Source organism: Calothrix sp. NIES-2100 (genome assembly GCF_963875285.1).
GTDB lineage: Bacteria > Cyanobacteriota > Cyanobacteriia > Cyanobacteriales > Nostocaceae > Aulosira.
Genome location: NZ_CAWNLA010000001.1, coordinates 5,540,681 through 5,559,458, shown reverse-complemented (window position 1 = coordinate 5,559,458; position 18,778 = coordinate 5,540,681). Strand labels below are relative to the sequence as shown.

The following is an 18,778-nucleotide window of genomic DNA, read 5'->3' as shown; positions in this document are numbered from 1 at the left end:
GTTGTCATTTGTCAGTTGTCATTTGTCAAGAGTCAAGAGTCAACACTTCGGCTCTGCTCAGTGATTACAGTCAACAGTCAACAGTCAACAGTCTCCTCATCTCCCTCATCCCTCACAAGTTCCTCATGTTCTGGCTCTACATTTGTAATTAATCTAAGTTTTGGATGAGTTTTTTGGAGTCTCAAGCCCAGAAGCAAAAGAAAATCCAGAAAATCATCCGGCATTAAGGAAACGCTGATTTTTGATACCAGTGTATGGTTGATTCTCCGAAGGAGCAAGTATGAGTACAACACTATTTAGACAACACCCACAGTATTCTTGCGTCTACGGCCCGGTAAAATCTTGGCGATTTGGGCGATCGCTTGGCATCGATCCCATTGGTTGTGTATCTAGCTGTTCTTTTAACTGTGTCTATTGCCAGCTGGGAAAAATTCAACAACAGACAACTAAGCGCCAAGTTTTTGTGCCGACAACCCAAATTCTTGATGAATTGCGGGCTATAGCACCCTTGGAACAAATAGATGTGGTTACTCTCAGTGGTAGTGGTGAGCCTACCCTAGCACTGAATTTAGAAAAAATTATTGGTATTGTTAGAAAAGTTACCAGATTGCCGACTGTAGTTTTAACTAATAGCACGATGCTGCACGATCCCACAGTCCGCAACGCCTTAAAACTAGCAGATACAGTCGCCGCCAAATTAGATGCAATTTCGTTAAATCAATTGCAGCAAATTAATCGCCCGGAAGGGACAATGAATCTGCCAGGTATCTTGGCGGGAATCGAGCAATTTCGCCAGGAATATCCAGGGCATTTGGCTATCCAAACAATGGTTTTGTCTCTTTGGACACCAAACATGGCGAAGGATTATATTGAAATGATTCAGCGTTTGCAACCAGATGAAATTCAGCTAAATATTCCTTCCCGTCCCCGTTTTTTGGTACGAGAATTAGAAGCACGAGGCAACAATCTTGTTCAATCTCCCGCTTACTTAATGCAGAACCTCAAATGTGTCAGTACTGACATCCTTGCTGCTATTGCTACTCAAATTCAAGATGCCATCAACATCCCGGTAAATTACCCAGCAATGGCTTAACTATATTAACGGTTAACGGTAACGCTTCAAAGGAGGAAACAGATGGAAACAAAATCCAGCAACCCATCGCTAACACTTATAGAAATTCCCTCTGAGTATTTAAATATCATGGGTTATGTTGATGAATCAGAAGTCAACGGGCCTGGTTGTCGTGCTGTCGTTTGGGTGCAAGGTTGTCTGCGAGAGTGTCCAGGCTGTTTTAATCCTGCATCTTGGCCATTTGAAATCAATCAATTAATTGCTGTTGATACCCTGGCGGAAAATATTCTCAAAAACCCACGGAATACAGGTGTAACTTTTTCTGGTGGCGAACCTTTTTGGCAAGCACCTGCATTAGCATCTCTGGCGCGCAAGCTCAAAGCCGCTGGGTTAAATGTGATGTCTTTTACGGGATTCACTCTGAAGCTCTTACAATCTGAATCTGCTCCCCCCGGTGCTTCTGAGTTGTTAGAACAACTAGATATTCTCATTGACGGGCCTTTTGTTGAGTCTCTGGCGATTCATTCTCCTACTTCCCCAGTTTCTTCTAGCAATCAACGAGTGCATATTTTTAATCCCGCTTTCTGCGATCAAATTTCTTGGGCTAGCGATCAAATAGAGATTCATGTCCTCAAAGATGGTAGCCGCATTGTCACAGGCTATCAAAGTTTGTGGGAAAAGACGGAATAGGTAATTCGTAATTACAAACTCAGCTTTTAGATCCCCGACTTCTTGAAGAAGTCGGGGATCTGAATCTTCGCGAGTTGCAATTACTATATCGGAGATCCCAATTGTTATATCGGAGATCCCAATTGCTATATCGGAGATCCCAATTGTTATATCGGAGATCCCAATTGTTATATCGGAGATCCCAATTGCTATATCGGAGATCCCAATTGTTATATCGGAGATCCCAATTGTTATATCGGAGATCCCAATTGCTATATCGGAGAACTCAATTGCTATATCGGAGATCCCAATTGCTATATCGGAGAACTCAATTGTTATATCGGAGATCCCAATTGCTATATCGGAGATCCCAATTGCTATTTTAGGGATTTCCAAGTAAAAAAATATTCCATAGCTCTTGTTGTACGGGCGGGTTTAACGAACATATGTGTTTTCGGCGTGAATATCTCACGGAACCCGCCCCTACAGACGGTTTACAGTCAACCGTCAACGGTCAACAGTTAACAGTGAACCGTCAACAACTTGAAGCAGAATAATATATTTTTTGGAGTACCCTTATCTAATTTTTTGCAACTTCTCAATTGTGAGATATAATTCCTCATCAGCTATTTGGCTGTTGTAATCAATGTTAATTTGGGTTGGGTAGCCAAGTTTGGGATCGTACTGCACAGTCAAGTTAGATGCTTTTTTGGCGATCGCATCCTCAATCAAATTGAACAGCTTGGGAACTGTATCGTATTCTTTGAATAATTCTGGTTGCTCAAAAGGTTTACCTGTTGCATCAGTAATCGAAGTCTTACGCCCGTTTCGGACTGTAATGCGTAACGGCCCGGTAGATTTGGGTGCGCAAAAGCAACTCCGGCTCAAAGTATAGCGATAGTTACGGATATTTTGCTTTTTCCATAACCGACGGTTAGCATTTAATTGGTTTAACTGCGAGTTAGCTCGCACTGGTGATTGTGCTACTGGGTTGTTAGGCACAGACAAAACTGGTGCATTGAAACTCAGAGTTAGCAATAATCCCGCACTGAACAATATAGGTAGGCGCATAGATAAGTCTAGTGAAGTTGTAAGTTATGAGAATTTGACAAAGTCAAGAAAGTTCCTGCTGAACATATTTTGAAAATACGGACACTTAGTAGGTCTGGGGTTTCCCCAGCCTTAACGACAATCCACGACACGCAATCATGAATTATCCGATATGAATTTTTATACCTTCCTTCCAAGGGCGATCGCTCACAACCAGGGTATAAAAATCGCTTTTTTCTATAGTCATCCTAATTATTATTTATGAAAATTTGTTTCTTCGGTGATTGTCGCTAAGGGCAAGGAAACCTTTGCTAAGGGCGGGGGAGACCCACCTGTGTCAACTTAACCTCAAACGCTTATCCCACAGGCATTTTACCCCACCCCTCAATCCCCTCCCCGCAAGCGGGGAGGGGAAGTTTTGCGTCAGCAAAGCCGGGGTGGGGTAACGCGGATCTTGATGTTAAGTGAGAGAATTCGCTCATCACGTCTTGGCAAGGGTTTCGCGTTAAGTTGACACGTATGGGGGAGACCCCGCCCCTACAGATGTATCTGTCTCTAAGCTAAAACACATTTAATTTGTATAATCCAAAAACGTACAATTCTTGTAGTGCGGGCATCTTGCCCGCGTCTGATATGCAAATTAAATGCGGAACAGCTTATTTTCAAGTTAGAGATTCAAGATTAATTTTCTTTTAACCCACACTTAATATTATTTTAATCTTCAAGAAAGAATATATTTAACATAAATCATAGTCAAGTTTAATTAGTAAAAAAATACTTTGATGCGCAACAATAATCAATCTAAATACTAAAGCTTGAACAAAAGATTAACTGATAGAAAATTATCACTTTGCTTCTATTTTAATCAGCGATTTATTTATAAAAGCTCTGATTTAATTATCTATTAAATTTATGAGATTTATGAAACATAAATATATTTAAAAATTTGACATTCTTGGAATTAATTACAACCAACTTCGATATTTTGGCTTTGAAAAAAGTTATCAGGGATGCAATCTCATATGCTCAAATCTGAAGAGATCAGCACAACTATTAGTCTGAATGATTCGCAGTATTTCTTTAATCGAGAACTAAGTTGGTTGGAATTTAATCGGCGGGTTTTACATGAAGCGTTAGATTTGCGGACACCTTTATTAGAAAGACTCAAGTTCACAGCAATCTTCAGTGCCAATTTAGATGAATATTTTATGGTGCGCGTCGCAGTTCTTAAAGAGCAAGTCCAAGCAGGATTAAATAAACGCACGCAAGATGGGCTGACTCCCCAAGAACAATTAAAAGCGATCGCTAAACTTTTACATCCAATGGTAAATGAGCAGCATCAAAACTTTGAGCAGGTGCTGCGCCAAGAAATGGTATCTCATGGTATTTATCTTCTCAATTACACAGATATTAGTTTAGAACAGCGTTCTTATCTGCAAAATTTATTTACAGAGCGAATTTTTCCCGTTCTTACACCCTTGGCGGTAGATCCCAGCCATCCCTTTCCGCGCATGACGAATCTCAGTCTGAATTTGGCAGTAGTTGTCAAAGATCCAGTGACAGAGAAAGCAAAGTTTGCCAAAGTTAAAGTACCCAATATTCTCCCCCGATTTATTGAGTTACCTCAAGATTTAGAGTCAGAATGGATTGGTGTGCCAATAGAACAGGTAATAGCGCATAATTTAGAAACTTTATTTCCTGGCATGATTGTTCAGGAATATCATTTATTTCGATTGACGCGGAATGCGGATTTAGCATTAGCTAAACAAGAAGCAGACGATTTATTATTAGCAATTCAGCAGGAGTTACGCGGGCGAGACTTTCGTGGTTCTGTGGTGCGGCTAGAAATTCAACCATCCATGCCTGAGTTTGTGCGAGAAATGTTATTTTCAGAAATGGAATTAACGGACAGTGATGTTTATGAAATAGACGGGCTGTTGAATTTAAAAGACTTAATGTCATTCATGGCTTTACCATTAGCGGAACTCAAAGATCCACCTTGGACACCAATCATTCCCCCCCGACTTTATCATATTCATCAAGCCAATCAAATAAACAAATCAAAGAAAGCCGAAAAAACAGAGAATATTTTTGCAATCATTCAGCAAAATGATTTGTTAGTACATCATCCCTATGAATCTTTTAGCGCTTCTGTAGAGGAATTTATCGCTGAAGCCGCCCGTGATGATCAGGTGCTAGCAATTAAAATGACACTTTATCGTTCCTGTGCAGATTCAGAGATTTTTCAGTCTTTGATTGCTGCGGCTGAAAGTGGTAAACAAGTTGCTGTGCTGGTAGAATTAAAAGCCCGTTTTGATGAAGAGAATAATATTACTTGGGCGCAGAAGTTAGAAAAGTCTGGGATTCATGTTGTCTACGGCTTGATAGGATTAAAAACCCACACGAAAATTGTGCTGGTGGTGCGTCGAGAAGGTGCAAATATTCGGCGCTACGTTCATATTGGCACTGGTAATTACAATCCGCAAACAGCGAAGTTATACACCGATTTAGGACTTTTCAGTTGTCGAGAAGACTTAGGTGCAGATTTAACTGATTTATTTAATTATTTAACAGGCTATGCCCATCAGCCTAATTACCGTAAGCTTTTAGTATCACCTGTAAATATGCGCGATCGCATAATTGCCTTAATTCGCCGCGAAATTGAACATTGCCAAAACGGCAAAACCGGGCGGATTATTGCGAAAATGAACGCTCTAGTCGATCCGCAAATTATTACCAGCCTCTACGCCGCATCCCAAGCAGGGGTAAAAATTGACTTAATCGTGCGCGGTACATGCTGTTTGCGTCCGGGAGTACCAGAAATCAGCGAAAATATCAGCGTCATCAGCATTATTGGCAGGTTTTTAGAACATTCTCGCATTTTTTACTTCCACAATAATGGACAAGATGAAGTTTACATCGGTAGTGCTGATTTGATGCCGAGAAATTTAGATCGCCGTGTGGAAGCTGTGACACCAGTGGAAGATCCCAAAATTGCGCAAACTTTACAAGATATACTAGAGATTATGCTGGCAGACAATCGCCAAGCTTGGGAATTGCAATCAAATGGTTCTTATATCCAACGTCACCCCCGTAAGCATGAGCCAGAACGCAGTAGCCAAAAGATACTCATGGAAATATGGCGATCGTTTAACTGAACAAAGGCAGCGCCTCGACTCCGCTCGGCGACCAGGATGAGGGGGATGAGGGGGACAAGGAGGACAAATGCCCAATGCCCAATGCCCAATGCCCAATGACAAATGACAAATGACAAATGACAAATCAACCATGTTTCAGATTACAGGCAAAACTAAACTTTTAGGGGTGATTGGGTATCCGGTAGAACATTCGCTCTCACCAGTGATGCACAATGCAGCGATCGCGCAATTGGGATTAGATTATGTTTATCTTCCCTTTCCCATTGCACCAGAGAATTTAGAAATAGCGATCGCAGGTTTTGCGGCTGTTGGGGTGGTTGGTTTTAGTGTGACTATCCCCCACAAACAAGCAATTATGCCATTGTTATCAGAAATTACCCCGATTGCTCAAGCGATCGGCGCAGTCAATACTGTAAGTCGCCAAGATAACAAATGGGTAGGTACAAACACAGATATTACAGGCTTTATCGCTCCTTTGCAAACCACCTATCATCAAGATTGGAGTCAAAAAGCGGCAGTAATTTTAGGTAATGGCGGCGCGGCGAGGGCTGTGGTTGCGGGTTGTCACCAGCTAGGATTTGCGGAGATTCACGTTGTCGGGCGCAGTCAGCAGAGGTTACAGGAATTTTACGAGAGTTGGAATGATTCCTCACTAGCAACAAATTTGCAAGTGCATACATGGGATAAATTAGCCAAACTGATTCCCCAAGGAAATTTATTGGTAAATACAACCCCCATCGGGATGTATCCGAAAGTTGATGAATCGCCTTTGAGTGGGTTGGAAATGGCTGATTTACCCACAGGTGCAATCGCCTACGATTTGATATATATACCGAAACCAACCCAATTTTTGCAACTTGCTCAACAACAAGGTGCGATCGCGATCGATGGCTTAGAAATGCTAGTTCAACAAGGTGCAGCAGCCTTAAAAATCTGGTTACAGCAAGAAACTGTACCTGTAGAAGTGATGCGTCAAGCGCTGCAAAATCACCTGGGTTTAGGATAGAACCTAGGAGCGATCGCACCAGGTAAAAAAGGATTCCCAAGATTTAAAAAACCTAATTCTAGACCCCCCTAAATCCCCTTTTCCAAGGGAGACTTTGAGAGATTTTCCCCTCTTTTTAAGGGGGGCTAGGGCAGGGCTGTTTCGTTCCCTAAAATTGTTAAAATTGCAAGAGTCAAACGCACAATTTCGCTTAAAAACTTTTGCGACTTAAGCCAAAAATACGTTGTTTTTCTTTGCGCCTTTGCGCCTTTGCGTGAGATTATCCTCTTCAGAAATCAAGGGACAACAGCGAATGAATCAGCCCTAGGGGCTAGGGGGGATCAATAAGTGCTTACAATCACAGCCAATCACTTTACAAACAACCTCTAACTCACAGAAGCTGTATACTAAATTAAGAATGCATATTTGATTTACTGAAAGTCTCTAACATACAACGGTTCTTATGCAAATAAAATACAAATTTGTCTGCGTTCATCTGCATTCATCGCGGTTGCTGAATAATATATTCACCCAGTTGAAGACTGCTGAACTTAGAGCTTTGTAATTCGAGACTAGATAAAAAGTAGCGTAAAGTTTTTCAAACGGAGAAATAGAATTTGTTAGGAACAACTTCGGCATCAAAGAAGCTTGCTCAGATGATCTATGGCTACTGGCAAAGTCAGTGCCTTTATATAGCAACAAACTTAGGCATACCTAACCTTTTACACTCAGAACCAATGACTGTAGAAGCGATCGCAACAGCCACCTCTACAAAAGCAGAAACTTTGTATGTTGTTCTGCGTGCTTTAGCTCATTTAGGTGTGTTTGCAGAAAAGCCCGGACGTGTATTTGCTGCAACGGAACTCTCAGAACAATTGATGACAAATGCAGAGCCTTCTCTGGGACATTTTCTGCTGCATATTGCAGAACCTTCTATGTGGGATGCTTGGAGGGAACTAGGGAATTCTTTAAAAACAGGGGAAGTAGCTTTTGAAAGGGCACATGGCAAGAAATTCTATGACTTCTTCATGACAGAAAACCCCGATAGTAGAAATCTGTTCAACAATGCCATGAGCTTTTTAACGAATCAAGCTGTTGATTCGCTGTTTGAGGTATATGACTTTAGTCAGTTTGATACAGTTATGGATGTTGGAGGTAATCAAGGTGCATTGATTGCCCATATTGTCAAAAAATTTGGTTGTAAAGGTATATTGTTTGATCTACCCCATGAGGTTGAGACAGCTCCAACTTTCTTGGCAATGCAGGGACTTGATGAAAATGCAGTGCAAGTCGTTGGTGGTAGTGCCTTGGAGGAGATACCAAAAGGTGCAGATGCTATAGTGATGAAGTATTTCCTCTCCGTCTTTAGTGTTGAAGATGCAATCAAGGTACTAACTCGGTGTAGACAAGCTCTCCCGAAACAAGGTAAGGTAATACTTCTACAAACATTAGTTCCACCTCGTGGTGCGCCAGTAGAATATCCCGATGGAACTATCCCGGCTCTGGCCGCAGTTCAAATGATGGTGACTAATCCGGGGGGGCACTGGCGCACGGAACAAGAATATAAAAAGCTATTTGAAACTAGTGGCTTTCAATTGGAAAATGTCATTTATACGGGAACTAGTTTAACCGTGATGGAATTTCAAAAATCTTCGCTCTAAAATTCTGCCAGACATGATTTCAAGCGTGCTGCTAAAACTTGTAAATGAGGTTCCAAAATTAATGTGTAGTGAGTACCAGAAACATCAACAATTTTTATATCTTCTGCATCCATTATAGAGAAGAATTCCACCCACACGAGAGTTGAATCGGGAGCCATGAGATGCTTTTCTCTGGCTCTAAACACAGTCACTTTTCCTGGATATGGCTGTTTTTCATAAGAATAAGTTGCCTTTAGTGTTCCCACTAACACATCAACAATGCGTCGGTTTTGATTTGATGGTGGTAGTATTTTGACTTTTATTGCCTTGTCGAGGATGTAGTTAATTTGTTCATCAACACTCAAGTGCTTAATTTCATCAGTTGTTACTAAATTATCCTGACCTGACATTCCCCCCAAATACCTGGAAAGAGCGCCGACTAAATAAGGAGCGTCAATTTTCTTGTTTTTATCCAACAGAATTGGAACGTAGGAATCCAGTATTGCTAACAACGAGACTTCATGTCCCTGTTTGTGCAGTTGTTGTGCCATTTCATACGCCACAACTCCCCCAAATGACCAGCCACCAATTTGATAAGGGCCTTGAGGCTGAAACTTCTGAATTGCTTGGATATAAAGGCTTGCCATATCCTCGACTCGCGTTAAAGGTTCTTCTTCTCCATGAAAACCTTGGGCTTGCAAGCCATAAAACGGTTGGTCGGCACTTAGATATTGCGCTAGCTTGAAGTAGCACATAACATGCCCTCCCGCAGGATGTACGCAGAAAAATGGTTGCTTATTACCTTTTGGCTGGATGGGAATCAGGGGGGAGTTATCAAAAGTATCTGAACTAGTATCAAGAAGTTTGGCAAACTTTTCAATGGTGGGATTAGTCAAGATTGCAGATAAGGGTAATTCTTTACCAAACTGCTGCTCGATTGAAGCGATTAAATGGATTGCTGAAAGAGAATTTCCGCCGATTTCAAAGAAGTTGTCTTTAACACCTACTGGCTGAATGTTTAAAATCTCTGACCAGATTTTTGCTAATCCTCGTTCGGTATCATTGCGCGGTGTGATAAATTCATTGTGTTGGCTGAAGTTAGAAACTGTTGGCTTTGGCAAAGCGCGACGGTTGACTTTGCCACTAGGAGTCAAAGGTAATGCATCCAATATCACAAAAGCTATTGGAACCATGTAATCTGGTAGCTTCTGTCTGAGGAAATCACGTAGAGTTTCCGGCGTTGGTTGTTCCTCTTGAGCAGTAAAATAAGCTACTATTTGTTTTTCTTCTGATTGGTCGGAACGGGTAATCACAACTGCTTCTCGCACTTGTGGATGAGCAGATAGAGTATTTTCTATTTCCCCAAGTTCAATCCGAAATCCGCGAATTTTAACTTGATGGTCTATTCGACTAATGTATTCAATATTGCCATCATGCAGGTAACGAGCTAAATCTCCTGTTTTGTAAATACAGTAATTCCCCGAGAAGGGATTAGCCACAAACCTTTCAGCAGTTAGTTCGGGACGGTTGAGATAACCGCGTGCAACTCCAGCACCACCTATATACAATTCGCCAATAACTCCCACTGGAACTGGTTGGAGATCAGAATCTAATATGTAAATTTGGGTGTTAGCAATGGGACGACCGATAGGAACTAAAGCATGAGATAGTTGGGCAGGTTCTACTTGAGAGACAGTTGACCAAATGGTAGTTTCAGTTGGGCCGTAAAGATTCCAGACAACGGCACTTTTTTCTAATAAATGTTGTGCCAAGTCGCTGGTTAATCCTTCACCACCGCAGAGAATTTTTAATTGAGGAGAACCACTCCATCCAGCTGCAAGCAACATCCGCCAACTAGCTGGAGTGGCTTGCATAATCGTCGCACCCGCAGTATTAATTAGTTCTTTTAATAGCTTGCCATCACTAGCTACTTCTCGTGTAGCTAATACCACCTGAGCGCCCGTAATTAAGGGTAGATATAATTCTAGAGCAGCAATATCAAATGATATTGTTGTAACTGCCAAAAGTACATCTGACTCTGTGATACCTGGTTTAGACTGCATGGATTTTAAGAAATTGACCACAGCGCTGTGAGGAATTTCTACGCCTTTTGGCTTACCAGTTGAGCCGGAGGTATAAATAACGTAAGCGAGATTTTTGGCCGTGGCAAGTGGTGCCGGATTGTCTTGGCTATGGGTAGCAATATTTTCCTGAGTTGTACGTAAACAGATTACTTTCCGATATTCATCATCAACAAATAAGTTTTGTTTATCAGTCAATAACACTGGTACCTGAGAATCAGCCAAAATCAATTCCAAGCGTTCTTGTGGATAAGCAGGATCTAATGGTAGATAAGCTGCGCCAGCTTTCATAATTCCCAAAAGTCCCACTAGCATCTCTAAAGAACGCTCAATGCAAATACCCACTAAAACCTCTGGTTTAACTCCCAGTGTTTGTAAGTAATGGGCTAGTTGATTTGCACGCTGATTCAGTTGACGATAGGTAAGCTGTTCACCTGCAAAAGAGACTGCGATCGCATTTGGTTTTCGCTCTACCTGTGCTTCAATTAATTGGTGGAGACAGATCGTCAAGTCATAATCGGCCTGAGTAGCATTCCACTCAACCAATATTTTCTCTTGTTCTCTTTCACTCAGCAATGGTAACTGAGCTACTGACTGTTCTGGATTTGATACAATGCTTTCCAGTAAATTCTGAAAATGTTTGCTGAACTGAGCAACTGTTGTTTCATCTAACAGATTGCTGTTGTACTTAAAAGAACTCTGCAATGATTCAGAAAGCTGAATGACTTCCAAGCTTAAATCAAATTCTAGTTCAATCTGATCGCTGGTTGTCGGCTGTTCGTTGACTACTGACACAAATAAATTTGAGATATTTTCCTGCTGATTTACATTTTGGAAAGTAAATGAAGCTTGGCACATAGCTGAATCGCTGGAATTAAACTTTGACTGTAATTCCTTTACTAATGAAGCGAACGGATAGTCTTGATAATTCTTGATTTCTAGAACATTATGATTAACTTGATGTAGAAATTTTTTAAACGAATTAATTTTGGAAATAAAATCCCGTGATAGGATAACGTTACCAACTTTACTAGTAAATCTTTCCCACTCGGGTCTATATTGCTGATTTAGTGGTAAAGCTACAAGAATATCTGTTTCATTTGTATAACGGTAAAGTAAAACTTTAAATGCTGCCAAAATCAGGTTATCAAGGCTGACACTTTCAATATTTGCCAGCTTTTTCAATAACCCAGTTAGTTGATTTTCAATGATAAAAGTATAGGATGAGCAATCATAATTTCGTCGGTGAGAACGCGTTAAAGTAGTGGGGAAGTTAAGTAAAGGTAATTCTCCTGCTAACTTTTGCGCCCAATATTCTTTAAGTTGGGCAGGAGATAATGATGTTTTTGTATTGATTGATTTACTCATCTTCTATTCTCCAATAAATTCATAGACTAATATTTATATATTTAAACCATTTGTTCAAAAAGCTGGCTTCATATCGTGAATATTGCACATATTTCCAAAAGCAGTGAGTATTTTTCGCGGAAGTTTAGTATTAAGTCTACTATGAGCAACCTGTAGGTTATCCATAATCAGAATATCGCCTTGCTTCCACTGAAAAATGACTGAATTTTTCCATTCAGCTTTGCCCAATTCTTTGGCTTCTGCTGCTGTCATCGTCGTGTGTTGATTATGCTCATCCAAAAAATATGTATTCAGAGTACTGGTACGTTTTTGTGAACCATCGACAACAGTTGCTGCTGTTGTTAATCCTTGCTGAATTTTTTTGTACAAATTTGCTGGTAGCCAATTGTAATAGAGCCTTTGCCCAAATGAATATCGTTGCTCGAGGTTTCGATACCATTCTCTACTTACTAAACAATCAACAATGCTCAGACAAAAACAGAGTCTATTCGTTTTGGGGTGACTGAATAAAGGAATATGAGCACACTCAAAATTAATCGAGCCATCCTCTTCCCATGTAAAATCAAATCCTTGTTCTTGGAGAAGTTTAGTAATCTCTTCTCTTGAAAGTTCCTCGAAGACAATCTCTAATAGATGGTTAGGAACATATCGCACAAATCGCTGAGGAAAGTTGCTAATTTTGTGCTGTAAGCTTGCAGGTAGACTATAAAATAGCTTTTCGGTATTTATAATGGGAGTTTCGCCATATATATCGGGCGGAACTTGGCAAAAGAAAGCAAGTACGCTGGGTCGTCTCGGCACCATATTGAGTTCATTGTGGGGAGCAATAATCGTATCTGGTGGAGCTTCTGAAGAGGTGAAAACTTTATCGGTTATTCGTACACGATGCGCACTGCCAAAATGATAAAATGACTCAAGTTTGATATTCAGTAACTCTAAAACTTTTTGAAATTGCTCTGCACCCTCAACTTCAAATCCCCGAAACAAAATAGCTCCGTATGTATCTAGCTGTTTATTGAACCAGTCGCAACTTTCGTTGAGTAGTGCTTTGAGAACTGTGAAAGATTTGTCATAAACTGGCTCTATCACTAAAGGTAGTTCTGTTTCAATATTTGAAAATGTTTTTTCGTCATCTTGCAAAAACCGTAATTTAAGATTTCTGGAAATAGAAATGGGAATATTTTGGTTCTTATTCATAACAGGTAAAAATTGTTATAGTTAACAATTGACTACAATTTCTAATCTTCTAAACTGATTCAACCTCTGACTTGATAGCAGATTTGCTAGATGAAGTTATATATATGCCCAACACAATCACAGCAAAACTTATCAAGGTAGCTACGTTGATATTTTCTGAAAAGATAACCCAAGCTCCCTGAGTGCTAAGGACTGGAACAAACAAATCGCACAAGGAAACAAATCCTGAAGATAGTTTTTTGAGACAATAAGCATAAAGTCCCAGTCCTAGTATTTGACATATCAAAGCTAGGGAAATTACGGTCAGCCATCCATTCAATGAATAAGGAAAAATTTTATCTTCAGTGAGTATAACAATTGGAAAAAGGAAAAGAGTGCCGATTGCAGAACACCAAGTCATGATCGCGATGGGACTCAATTGAGTTCGTAGTTCTTCGACGATGAGGGGGTATAGACCAAGAAAACCGGCTGATAGTAATGCCAATATATCTCCTTGGAATTTGTCACCAACAGATGAAAAGTCATGGTAGGCTAGTATACAAGCTCCGATCATGGAGACAAACATACCCATCAAAAATCTAGCGTCAAAGCGCTTTCCCCAGATTAACCACCCCGCTAAAACAGTGAACACTGGAGCCAAATTGTGCATTAGCGTGGAGTTAGCGACGCTGGTCTGATTTAATGACCAAGCCCAGAGAATAAGAGTAGCAAACATCACAAACCCTACTCCTAGCAAGAGCAAGATTAGGCGGATTGTATAAACTTGCTGTTTTGGTTCGCTATGAGACAGGCGATTTTGCGCTGTTGTAAATCCATTCCACAGGGCAAAGGCAACAGTAGAGATCCAGAAGCGATTAAAGATGGTGGCATTTGGGCCGAGTTCAACTTCGCTCAACCTAATCAGAATTGGCGAGAAAGATAAAGCTATTAAGCCGACTACTAAGGAAATAAATGCTACCGTAGTTGGTGTTAAAAATAACTGTTCTTGTGGAAATTTTAGTTTATCTTTGAACATTTCCAATAGTGTTAGTTGGACTATTTGTCTTTCTGGCTAATGTGTAGCATTTTGGGATTTAGGAATGTAAATCTACTATTTAGACATACTTGTTCTTATGACCGAAGCAACACAAAAGAACGACGTAGGAATATATAAATCAAAGTGAGTAAGTATTGAGTAACTATATGTATACCATTAGCTTACTCAGTCACCCCCGATCTCTACAAGTTTGCCAATATTAAAATCTATCCTTATCCAGCCTTTTAGCCTTTGCAGATTGTTAAGTAGCAGCATGGGAATTTGCCAGTGGTGAACGGCTAGAGTAACTTCTGAAAAGTCAGAATTTAGATATATCTGAAGCTAATAAAACAAAACTTTAACTTTCTTAAGGAATTGTTGTATGTAAAAAAAATTCCTAATTTGGCTTAAATTAGCTTGATAGCGCTAAATTGAGCTACTTAAATTACCAACAAACAAAAAATTACTGGTTGCTTGTTTAATAATACTATACAAAACATAACATAAAAGTTGCGTATATTATAAGATATGTAAATAAAATTCAGTCAATCTATTATGCAAAATGTACTAAGTAACTGAGAATTTTTAACAAACTATATCTAAAGATAGATATTTTATAAACAGCGATATGGCAGAAATAAACATACCTATTTCAAATGACGTAAAAGCCCAAAATACAATACTTTTGACTTTTGACACTCCGACTTGCGAGAGGTAGAATTTTGACTTACTCCACAGCGGTACTAGCCACTCGCTACTGTAGCCCAAAACGGATATCGTAGAGGATTTCTGTGTATCAACGTAAGTTGTTAGTTAGTGTCCCATAATTGTATTTGTAGGAAACAAAAAGTATGTTTAAAATACAAAATATTATATTTTTGTGTTGAAAAATAGGCGGTTTTTGATAACTAGCAACTTGGGTGTTAAGTAGGTCAACCAAAAAAAACGTAAGATGTCATTGCGTTCGCGAAGCTATGCCGTTCGCGCAGCGTCTCGTTCGCGTAGCGTCTCCCCTTGGGAGAAGAGAAGGCTTTACGCAATGACAAAAGCATATAGCGTTTCTCTGTCAAGTGAGGTACAGAAACCCCACCCCCAACCCCCTCCCCGCAAGCGAGGAGGGGGCTATGATGTACCTCATGTGATTAAAAAATGCTATATGATATTTATTTAGGTTGAGCTACTTATTATCCGCATGGGAAGGTAGTATGAATTGGTTAAAAAGAATTCAAGAAAGATAAATGATACATTCGTATAGCGATCGCATTACCTTAATAACAATATAATCACATTTCAAAAAAGCCAATGCAAGGACAGATAAGACACTTAAGACAATTATTGAGAAAGATAAGACAGTAAAATTTACTAGTAGGAAAGCCTGGTATAAATCAACCACCTATGCCAAATGAAAAAATGCTGTTAACCAAGCAGTTTACTATACAATCACTATATTTTCGATTACTCCTTTCTGAAAAAGTTTCACTAAGTCACATCTTCACTTCATATTTCTGTAAATGAGCCAGAGAAAGGATTGTAGCAAGAGGTAGTATATAAGTAATTAATTTTATATATTTAATTTATTATTAAGTTTATTTATGTTTTAAGTCGTAGCTTCAAATCGGAAAAGCCGCCCAGCGCTGTGTCCAGAGCAACGCAGTGGCTCCCCATAAGCGACTGCTGAAACTGGAGGGCTTTCTGAAGGGCTGGTTGCTGCTCGATAAATTGAGGGGTTGGGGGTATCGGGTCCCCCTCTGGGGATAGGGGGAAAGGGCACCTGTGTCAACTTAACGTGAAACCCTTATCAAGACTTAATTTTGAATTAAATCACCTACCATCAAGATCCGCGTTACCCCACCCCAGTTTTGCTGGCGCAAAACCTCCCCTCCCCGCTTGCGGGGAGGGGATTGAGGGGTGGGGTAAAATGCCTGTGGAATAAGCGTTTTGACTTAAGTTGACACCAATGGGGAAAGGGGTTCCCCTACGTCACTTGAGAGAGAAACGCTATATAACAACTTAGTTAATATTAATTGCGATCGCAATTTTTCAGAATATGCAAAATCGCCGTCACAATCACTTCTGGTTGGTCAATCCAGACAAAATGGCTACTGCGATCGGCTTGCAGTTGCACACAATTTTTTGATAAGTTGAGTAATTCATCGTGCATTTGCTCTCGTAAAAGATTCGCTGCTCTACTAGGTAGAAATAACGTCCAAGGCGAAGGATGGAAAAAAGTATTGGCTTTAATACTAACTATCGGTAATGCACCAAAATAATTGGCTGATTCAACTTGGCGACTACTAGTATCGAGATTTAAGATTTCCCGACTCATGGTAATCCAGTGTTTGGGACGACAGAAAGAACGCTTAACTGGTTTTAAAGTTTCTTGAGGAAATTTCCCTAACTCGCGCTTGATCGCTTCAAATGTACCAATCGCTTTGAGTAATCGCACAATACCGAGAGTTGCGCCTAAAAAGGACATCACAAAGCCGGAGAGAAAAAACAGTTTCAAACATTGTAAATGCATCGGCATTTTCAACATAGCTGTCTCATGGAGTCCATCGGTAAGTATTATCCCCATGACTTTTTCGGGAAATTGCTGTGCATACAACCGCACGTTATAGCTACCAAAGGAATTTCCGACGAGAATTAATGGTGGTTCAATTCCGGCTTTGGTTAACAGATTATCGAGTTCTGTAACAATTTGCTGACTGGTGCGCGGATAAGGACTATGATCGCTCCAACCGTATCCAGCGCGATCGTAGATACAAACTCGTGTTAGCTTGGCGATTTCTGGAAGCAGTAAATAACCTTCGATTCCGCCTAAACTGTGTTCTAAGACGACTGTCGGGCCAAATTCGCCCGCAGTATAAAGGTGCAAGTTATAGCCACCTACATCAATGAGTTGACCAGGTGGAGAGTGACGATCTTCTATCAAGCAAGCGATCGCCTGATAGCAAGTTGTAGCTAACAGTATCATACTGTTGATAGATGATAACATCTTGCAAATGTGTATTGTGACTAATTCTTAGACCAGCGCCAATTATAACGGTTCCATTCGTAAATTCCTTGAATTTCGTATTCAGCCCCGTTATTGAAGCGGACAATGCAATTGCTACAGGAACCATTACCATTGTTAATTTCCTGGACTTGCAGCACCAGACAGTCAAACCATTCTCGCTTACAGGGGCCATCGTCTTGTACCCATTCCCACATCGCATTGGAAATTTCAATGCGATCGCCTGCTTTGAGTTTTAGCGCATCCTCAAAATAAACATATTTATCAAAATGATATGACTGAAGGCGATTGAGCCATTGCAAACCGTAGCGTTCCCGAATAAATTGTACTTCGCCAGAGTCAGACGCATTCAGCCAATCATTGAGCAATTGCGCTTTCCAATTACCGTTTTCCTGTTCCTGTGTTTTGACAAACTGCAAAAATGCTGTCAATTCTTCTGGAGTCAACTCATCTAACGGATTAGCAATCTCTATCACTCCAAAGTTAGAATTTCCGGGAATTTGCTCGACCACTTGCAGTAATATCTGTTTCTGCATGTCAGTGAGAGGACAGCTGGCTACATCACAACACTTAAATGCTGCCTGCAAAGCTCCTTTAATCTCATCCGGAGTCATATGTTAATAACAAGTTAAGGGTTATTTTCCCTAATTATTACAAAAGTTTAATGAAAGTCTCCAATATCTTTGGTAAGGAATGTCAATAGTCAATAGTCATTTGTCATTGCTGAGTTGTTTTCTTGTTGCCTCATCCCCCTGTCAATTTTGGGTTGATTGTAGGGCTAGGGAAACTCCGCCCTCACCCTTACGAGTGATAGGATAAGCAAATTTATGATTGGGATGTTTTTTTATTTGTCAGTCCCTTAGTGATATATCTAGGAAATACCAAAAAATAAATTACCTCTAGGGAACATCGATAAGATTACTTTTGAGATATGGAAAACAAAAGCAGCATAACATCTTGGTTGAATTTCCTAGGCTTAGCTAGGTCAAACTACTCTGTGCAACAGCGATTACTTGCACCTATTGGGACTTTGTACTTAAGACAAATCAAGGTAATCTTTATTTCCTGTCTCATCGGTGTCTTTTTCTGGGTATTTACTCCCCCGGCTGTAGCGCTGACACAAATTAAACTCTTTGATATTTCTTATAAAGATTGTCCACCAGAACTGGCACAAGGTGCTGTCATTAGTAGCGGTTCTGGGGCGGCTAACTGCTTTATTGTCACGGGTAAGGCGGAAAATGCTACTTATAAAACCGTCTATGATGCGGATATTTTCGGACGGATTTATGATGCTAACAACGACTCAGTGCTACAAAACCGCACCCGTTTAGGTTCTATCGCCGAAATTCCCCCAGGTATCAGTGATTTTGAACTGCGGATTTCTGTACCTGCAAATCAGCCAACCCCGTTGAAGCTGAAGCAGTTTAAAGCTGCTGGGTTTAGCGGTCAGGTTCGGAAGTAAGCTGTCTGGGAATTGAGAACAATGAAAATTGTAGAGACGTTTAACATGAAAACGTCTCTACATCAGCC

12 protein-coding genes are annotated in these 18,778 nt (G+C 40.3%); 6 read left to right on the top strand and 6 right to left on the bottom strand.

The genetic code is table 11. The features are described 5' to 3' along the window. The first annotated feature begins 280 nt into the window (after nt 1-280). Entirely contained in the window at nt 281-1,093 is an 813-nt protein-coding gene (locus tag AACU32_RS22650; RefSeq protein ID WP_096603420.1) for a radical SAM protein, read from the top strand. Nucleotides 1,094-1,135: 42 nt separating this feature from the next. Next, a complete protein-coding gene (locus AACU32_RS22645; RefSeq protein ID WP_096603418.1) occupies nt 1,136-1,762 on the top strand; it encodes a 4Fe-4S single cluster domain-containing protein in 627 nt (208 codons plus the stop codon). 555 nt (nt 1,763-2,317) lie between these two features. Here AACU32_RS22645 and AACU32_RS22640 read toward each other — a convergent pair. Next, entirely contained in the window at nt 2,318-2,812 is a 495-nt protein-coding gene (locus AACU32_RS22640) for a DUF6174 domain-containing protein (RefSeq protein WP_096603416.1), read from the bottom strand. A 1,001-nt stretch (nt 2,813-3,813) separates the two neighbouring features. Here AACU32_RS22640 and ppk1 point away from each other — a divergent pair. The 3 genes from ppk1 to AACU32_RS22625 all read left to right on the top strand — a co-directional run bounded on the left by ppk1 (nt 3,814) and on the right by AACU32_RS22625 (nt 8,595). Further along, a complete protein-coding gene (gene ppk1, locus AACU32_RS22635; RefSeq protein WP_096603415.1) occupies nt 3,814-5,949 on the top strand; it encodes a polyphosphate kinase 1 in 2,136 nt (711 codons plus the stop codon). A 109-nt stretch (nt 5,950-6,058) separates the two neighbouring features. Then, on the top strand, nt 6,059-6,955 hold the full coding sequence (locus tag AACU32_RS22630; RefSeq protein WP_339378182.1) for a shikimate dehydrogenase: 897 nt from the start codon (nt 6,059-6,061) through the stop codon (nt 6,953-6,955). Nucleotides 6,956-7,551: 596 nt separating this feature from the next. Further along, complete coding sequence (locus AACU32_RS22625; protein WP_339378181.1) at nt 7,552-8,595, top strand: methyltransferase; 1,044 nt, start codon at nt 7,552-7,554, stop codon at nt 8,593-8,595. On the opposite strand, the gene AACU32_RS22620 is transcribed toward AACU32_RS22625, so the two are convergent. The 5 genes from AACU32_RS22620 to AACU32_RS22600 all read right to left on the bottom strand — a co-directional run bounded on the left by AACU32_RS22620 (nt 8,592) and on the right by AACU32_RS22600 (nt 17,862). Beyond that, nucleotides 8,592-12,023, bottom strand: coding sequence for a thioesterase domain-containing protein (locus tag AACU32_RS22620; RefSeq protein ID WP_096603410.1), 3,432 nt, complete (start codon nt 12,021-12,023; stop codon nt 8,592-8,594). The two genes, AACU32_RS22625 and AACU32_RS22620, sit on opposite strands and share 4 nt — an antisense overlap. A gap of 54 nt (nt 12,024-12,077) precedes the next feature. Next, a complete protein-coding gene (locus AACU32_RS22615) occupies nt 12,078-13,220 on the bottom strand; it encodes a TauD/TfdA family dioxygenase (protein ID WP_096603408.1) in 1,143 nt (380 codons plus the stop codon). 49 nt (nt 13,221-13,269) lie between these two features. Continuing rightward, nucleotides 13,270-14,235, bottom strand: a complete 966-nt coding sequence (locus AACU32_RS22610; protein ID WP_096603406.1) for a DMT family transporter — start codon at nt 14,233-14,235, stop codon at nt 13,270-13,272. Nucleotides 14,236-16,255: 2,020 nt separating this feature from the next. Beyond that, nucleotides 16,256-17,209 carry an alpha/beta fold hydrolase gene (locus tag AACU32_RS22605; protein WP_339378180.1) on the bottom strand — a complete coding sequence of 318 codons (954 nt, stop codon included), beginning with the start codon at nt 17,207-17,209 and terminating at the stop codon, nt 16,256-16,258. 41 nt (nt 17,210-17,250) lie between these two features. Then, nucleotides 17,251-17,862, bottom strand: a complete 612-nt coding sequence (locus tag AACU32_RS22600; protein WP_096603402.1) for a hypothetical protein — start codon at nt 17,860-17,862, stop codon at nt 17,251-17,253. A gap of 317 nt (nt 17,863-18,179) precedes the next feature. Here AACU32_RS22600 and AACU32_RS22595 point away from each other — a divergent pair, with 317 nt between their 5' ends. After that, complete coding sequence (locus AACU32_RS22595) at nt 18,180-18,710, top strand: biotin carboxylase (protein ID WP_445223187.1); 531 nt, start codon at nt 18,180-18,182, stop codon at nt 18,708-18,710. The last annotated feature ends 68 nt before the right edge of the window (nt 18,711-18,778 follow it).

Excerpts from the sequence above, each read along its gene's own strand:
- AACU32_RS22605 (WP_339378180.1), bottom strand. The coding sequence starts at position 17,209 with ATGATACTGTTAGCTACAACTTGCTATCAGGCGATCGCTTGCTTGATA.
- AACU32_RS22640 (WP_096603416.1), bottom strand. The coding sequence starts at position 2,812 with ATGCGCCTACCTATATTGTTCAGTGCGGGATTATTGCTAACTCTGAGT.
- AACU32_RS22645 (WP_096603418.1), top strand. The coding sequence starts at position 1,136 with ATGGAAACAAAATCCAGCAACCCATCGCTAACACTTATAGAAATTCCC.
- AACU32_RS22620 (WP_096603410.1), bottom strand. The coding sequence starts at position 12,023 with ATGAGTAAATCAATCAATACAAAAACATCATTATCTCCTGCCCAACTT.
- AACU32_RS22600 (WP_096603402.1), bottom strand. The coding sequence starts at position 17,862 with ATGACTCCGGATGAGATTAAAGGAGCTTTGCAGGCAGCATTTAAGTGT.
- AACU32_RS22650 (WP_096603420.1), top strand. The coding sequence starts at position 281 with ATGAGTACAACACTATTTAGACAACACCCACAGTATTCTTGCGTCTAC.
- AACU32_RS22630 (WP_339378182.1), top strand. The coding sequence starts at position 6,059 with ATGACAAATGACAAATCAACCATGTTTCAGATTACAGGCAAAACTAAA.
- ppk1 (WP_096603415.1), top strand. The coding sequence starts at position 3,814 with ATGCTCAAATCTGAAGAGATCAGCACAACTATTAGTCTGAATGATTCG.
- AACU32_RS22610 (WP_096603406.1), bottom strand. The coding sequence starts at position 14,235 with ATGTTCAAAGATAAACTAAAATTTCCACAAGAACAGTTATTTTTAACA.
- AACU32_RS22615 (WP_096603408.1), bottom strand. The coding sequence starts at position 13,220 with ATGAATAAGAACCAAAATATTCCCATTTCTATTTCCAGAAATCTTAAA.
- AACU32_RS22595 (WP_445223187.1), top strand. The coding sequence starts at position 18,180 with ATGGAAAACAAAAGCAGCATAACATCTTGGTTGAATTTCCTAGGCTTA.